Origin of the sequence: Streptomyces chiangmaiensis (assembly GCF_036281785.1) — a bacterium.
GTDB classification, from domain to species: Bacteria; Actinomycetota; Actinomycetes; order Streptomycetales; family Streptomycetaceae; genus Streptomyces; species Streptomyces chiangmaiensis.
In genome coordinates, this window is sequence record NZ_JAYWVC010000376.1 from 1 (window position 1) to 4,406 (window position 4,406).

Sequence of the window (4,406 nt, forward strand, 5' to 3'; positions counted from 1 at the left end):
TTCCCCGGGGGTTGGAGCGAAACGCCGTGGCTCGATGCTGCTGTTTGTGCAGGTCATCGGCTGTCTGATGTGACGTTAGCGTGTGCCGCAGGTGTGGTTCAAGCAGCTTCCCTCATCAGGGTGACGGGGCCCGTGTGCCGCGGTTGAGACGGGCGATCAACTCGCGGTTGGCGGCCCGGGCGGCGTCGAGTTCGTCGTCTCGATCGGCGAGTTGGCGGCGAAGCTCGGCAGCCTGCTGGCCGAGCTCGGTGAGCTGGGCCAGCAGCACGGTGGTGTCGTCCGGGGCGCCGAGACCGGACTCGTGCCAGGCTTGCTGGCCGAGCGCTTCCGAGAGGCGCTCGCGCAGTTGGGTGTTCTCGCGTGTGAGCCGGACGACGCGGTCGTGGGCGGCAGCCAGGTCGGCCATCAAGGACGTTCGGCTGACGGAGGGGCCGGTCGCTGGTGGGGCCGGGGGTTCGGCGGCCTTGGCGAGGACGAGAGCGTGCAGGTCGCGGTGGCGGTAGAGAAGGCTGCGATCCACCCCGGCCTTGCGGGCGATCGCCGAGATGCTGATCTCCTCGCCCGCCGTGACGGCGGCGTCGAGGGCGGCGACGACGTGCTGGCGGCAGCGGGCGCTGTGGGCCCGGCGGGCGGCGGCGATGCCGCTGGTGGTGGTCATGGACGCTCCAGTCGCAGGTCGGGGTGTGGGGCTCGGACCTGGGGCATGCCGAGGTGGACGAGTTGTCGGGTGCGGCGGACCACGGCCACGGCCTGGTCGATCTCGGCCCGTTCCTTGTCGGTGAGGCCGTCGAGGTCTTCGCGGACCCGGTGGACGAGGGCCTTGACCTTGCGGATCTCCTCCTCGGAGGGCAGCGCGTCGGCGCGTGCCCATTCGTCCAGGTCCGTGGCGGCCAGGATTCTTTCCCGGTCGCGCAGGAGGTCCTGCAGGTAGGTGGTCAGGTCGGGGAGGTAGGAGACGTCGGTGCGGAAGTGGTCGCAGCCCACGCAGCGGAACCGGAACGGACAGGAACCGCCGCCGGCCTGGACGTTGGTAGGTTCGTGGCAGGTGCCGTAGGGCACGGCGACCTGGCCGATCGCGTGGCGGGTGCGTTCGGCGTCGAGCAGGGCCTCCGCCTCCCGCCAGATGCGCTGGCCGTGACGGTCGAACTGGTGGTGGGCGACCTTGTCCACCGCCTCGCGGCGGCGCTCGGCGCCGACCCGGTAGTAGCCGCGGGTGGTGTCCATGGATTCGTGATCAAGTAGTTCACGCAGCACGTCGACGGGGACACCGGCGTCGGCATGCCGCTGCGCGTAGGTGTGCCGGTAGGCATAGGGGAACACTCGCTGCTTGTCGAACTCGACTGTCCTGCCGCCGAGTTGAATCACAAGTGGCGGCAGGGAATCCACCCAGGCCCGGTGGATCTCGTTGAGCGTGGCCGGGCGGAACGGCTTGGCGCCGTGCGGGTTCATCTTCGGGGCGGGGATCAGCCGCAGCTCGGCGGCGGGCGTGTGGGGGAAGCGGGCCCGGACGCGTTGCTGCTGGTCGGCGACGAGACGGGCGGTCGCGTCCGTGATGGGCAGTTCCCGGCCGGGCCGCTGGCATTTGAGGTTGTCCCAGAGCAGGACGTGCTTGCCCTGGCCGTCCTTCTTGAGGCAGTCCCAGGGCAGACTGCAGATCTCCTCGGGGCGGCGGCCGGTGTCGATCAGCAGCTCGATGGCCAGCTGTGCGTCCTGGCAGGTGGTCACCTGTGCCACTGCCGAGAGGCCCTGGCAGAGCTGTCGCATGATCTCGATCGGAAGTGCTCGGCCGGGGACGTCGCTGCGGTCTTTGCTCGGGATGTCCTCCTTGAGGACGCTGAAGTCGTCCGGCAGGCCGGCCAGCGGCTGTCCCGGCCGGGTCAGGCCCTGCCAGCGCGCCGAGTCGAGCACGGTGCGGACGTTGCGCAGGATGTCGATCCTGCGGCCGGGGCTGAGGGTGCCCTCGCGCTGGAGGAAGGCCAGCCGGTTCGTGAACGCGGTGATGTCGCTCCGCCCGAGGGCGGCGGGCAGCTCGCCGTGGTCGTCGCGCTGGATCCGCAGGCTGGTGGCAAGCTCGACCAGGTTGGCGAGGGTGTACTGCCACAGGTTCGCGGCGTTCGGACCGCGCCGTCGGGGCAGGTCCTCGGCCACCCACCGCTTGGCGGCCCCTCGTAGCCAGGACTGGCCGATGACCGTGAAGTCCAGGCTGCCGCGGTGACCGAGAACCATCAGGTCCCACTGGTCCTTGGCCTGCTCTTCGGCCGGGCTCGACAGGGCCCGGCGGCAGTGCGTGACCAGCGACCGCCACAGATCCCGCTGCTGGCGGCGGCCGGGCGGTTCGAGATCGGCGATCGAGGCGACCTCGGTGCGGCGCAACCGGTCACACAGCGGACGCAGCACGGCTCTGTGCGTCTTGGTGCCCTCCGCGCATCGCTGCTGCAGTCCGTAGAGGACCTCGGCGACGACCAGCGGCGGCAGTCCACGCAGGCTGACGCGGCCCTCCTCGGCGACGGCCGACTCGGTGCGGCACCACCGCTCCCGGTTCGGCTGCGGCCCGAGCCGGGCCTGATTAGTCCAGCGGGTCTGGTGGGCCTGGCAGAACGGGGAGGTGCCGCTGTAGCGCAGGCGCGTGCAGGCCAGCACCGCGCAGGCCCCGAAGCCGGGCAACGGCACCACATCCGCCCTGGCCAGGAACGCCTCCAGCGGAATCTTGAGCACCTTGCCCCGCCGGTGCTCGTGGGCAGCGCACAAGGGTCGGCGCCGCGACTCCCACGGCCGCGGGCAGCCCACCCGGCAGGGTCCCTCGCCGATCGTGAAGGTCTTCGGGCTCGCGGTCGGCACCCGCCCGGTCTCGGCCCGGTGCTTGCCGCAGGTCGCGCACAAGCCCGCGTCCTTGCTGCCCTCAACCATGCCGCCGCAGCCGGGGACCGTGCAGACGTCCCAGCCGAGCATCGGATGCGCAGCCGAGAGGGTCAGCACCAGCGACCGTGGGTCCCACCCCGCCTCGCGGAGAAAGTCCTGGCTGGTCGCGGTGGCCAGGCGGGACAGCGGCGATTTTGGGCTATCGGCGTACGCGTGGATGCGCCGAGCGGCGGCCAGCGCGGTCATCGCGTCCCCTCGCCGGTCTCGGCCGTCCGCGGCGAGCCCACGCGGTCCACCGCCTGACGCAACCGCTCCGGCGAGGGGTGCACGTAGACCTGGGTGGAGCTGATGGAGGCGTGTCCGAGCAGGTCCTGCAGTTCGTCGACGGTCCCGCCGGCATCGAGTACGTTGCCGGCGAATCCGTGTCGTAGGGCGTGCGGCCGAACCGTCTCGGTAAGGCCGGCGCGGCGCGACAGGGCGGCGAACAGGTCGTTGACCGCGTCCGGCTTCATCGCGGCACCGACCGGCGGGCGGAAGAGGTTGACGAACACGAAGTCGCTGTCGGCGGCCCCGGTGATGCCCGCGCGCTCCAGGACGTACTGGTCGTGCGCTCGCACCAGCAGCCGGTCGACGGGGACGACGCGCGCGTGCCGGGACTTCGCCCAGGCCGCGTTGACGTTCTCCCGCCGCACCACGTGCAGGTGCGAGCCGGGGAAGGAGCAGCCCAGCCCGGTGGAGTCGAGCAGGAAGTGGATGTCCTCCCGACGCAGGCCCACCGCCTCACTGCGGCGCAGACCCGCCCGGCACAGCATCAGCACCAACAGCCGGTCCCGGGCCGACCGGCAGGCCCGCAACAGGGCGACCGCGTCCTCGTCGCTGGCCCGCCCGGGACGCATCGATGGCTCCTGGAGACGGTGACGAGGCCGCATCCGCAACTTCCACGCGCCATCCTCGCCTCGTGCCTCGGCCGGCAGGCTCCGACTGTCGGCCAACTCGTAGAGCTGGTGCAGCACCTCGCGCGAAACCTCACCCTGGTCTGCGGCGAACACGAGGAAGCCGCGAACTGCGGCCAGCACCGCATTAATCCGCCGGGCCCCGCGTACCGGCGCCGCACCCGGCCCGCTCAACACCACCGCTTGCCCGTCCGCCCGAGGAGCGGGCACATGCCGAAGCCACAGCATGAAGGCGCCCAGCTGCCCCGCGGCCGAGCGCCATTCCACGCCTGCCGTCGCGCACCAGCGCAGCAAGAGCGCCACCGCGACGGCATAGCTCTTCGTGGTCGACTCGGCGCCGTCCCTCCCGAACCGCGTGTGCCGCAGATAGGCATCCGCAACCGGCACCGGCCGCAGGTCCTCGTCGACCACCGTCCAGTACCGCGCGCCCGAGGGCATCCGTACCGGGAACGCTCGCATCCCAACTCCCGTGTCGATCTCGGCTGTCCAAACGACGACAGCCACATGACCGACACGGGTAGAGGACCCGTTGCTCACCGGACCAAACGCCTACCTACCGCAACAGTGAGCCACACTCCCAAGACCCCCGGGGAA

3 protein-coding genes are annotated in these 4,406 nt (G+C 71.2%); all 3 read right to left on the bottom strand.

From position 1 onward, the window contains the following. Positions 1-115: 115 nt before the first annotated feature. Genes VXC91_RS42745 through VXC91_RS42755 form a run of 3 tightly spaced genes read right to left on the bottom strand, consistent with a single transcriptional unit; the run spans position 116 to position 4,271 of the window. The gene (locus VXC91_RS42745; RefSeq protein ID WP_329512749.1) at positions 116-658 is read right to left on the bottom strand and encodes a DUF6262 family protein; all 543 of its coding nucleotides are present in this window, start codon (positions 656-658) and stop codon (positions 116-118) included. Beyond that, positions 655-3,105 carry a tyrosine-type recombinase/integrase gene (locus VXC91_RS42750; protein ID WP_329512750.1) on the bottom strand — a complete coding sequence of 817 codons (2,451 nt, stop codon included), beginning with the start codon at positions 3,103-3,105 and terminating at the stop codon, positions 655-657. Before VXC91_RS42750 ends, VXC91_RS42745 begins: the two co-directional genes overlap by 4 nt. Further along, positions 3,102-4,271, bottom strand: coding sequence for a tyrosine-type recombinase/integrase (locus VXC91_RS42755; RefSeq protein ID WP_329512751.1), 1,170 nt, complete (start codon positions 4,269-4,271; stop codon positions 3,102-3,104). The genes VXC91_RS42750 and VXC91_RS42755 overlap by 4 nt, the downstream gene beginning before the upstream one ends. Between the last annotated feature and the right edge of the window lie 135 nt (positions 4,272-4,406).

Bases quoted from the DNA above. Each gene is read 5' to 3' on its own strand.
- VXC91_RS42750 (WP_329512750.1), bottom strand. From the start codon at position 3,105: ATGACCGCGCTGGCCGCCGCTCGGCGCATCCACGCGTACGCCGATAGC.
- VXC91_RS42755 (WP_329512751.1), bottom strand. From the start codon at position 4,271: ATGCGAGCGTTCCCGGTACGGATGCCCTCGGGCGCGCGGTACTGGACG.
- VXC91_RS42745 (WP_329512749.1), bottom strand. From the start codon at position 658: ATGACCACCACCAGCGGCATCGCCGCCGCCCGCCGGGCCCACAGCGCC.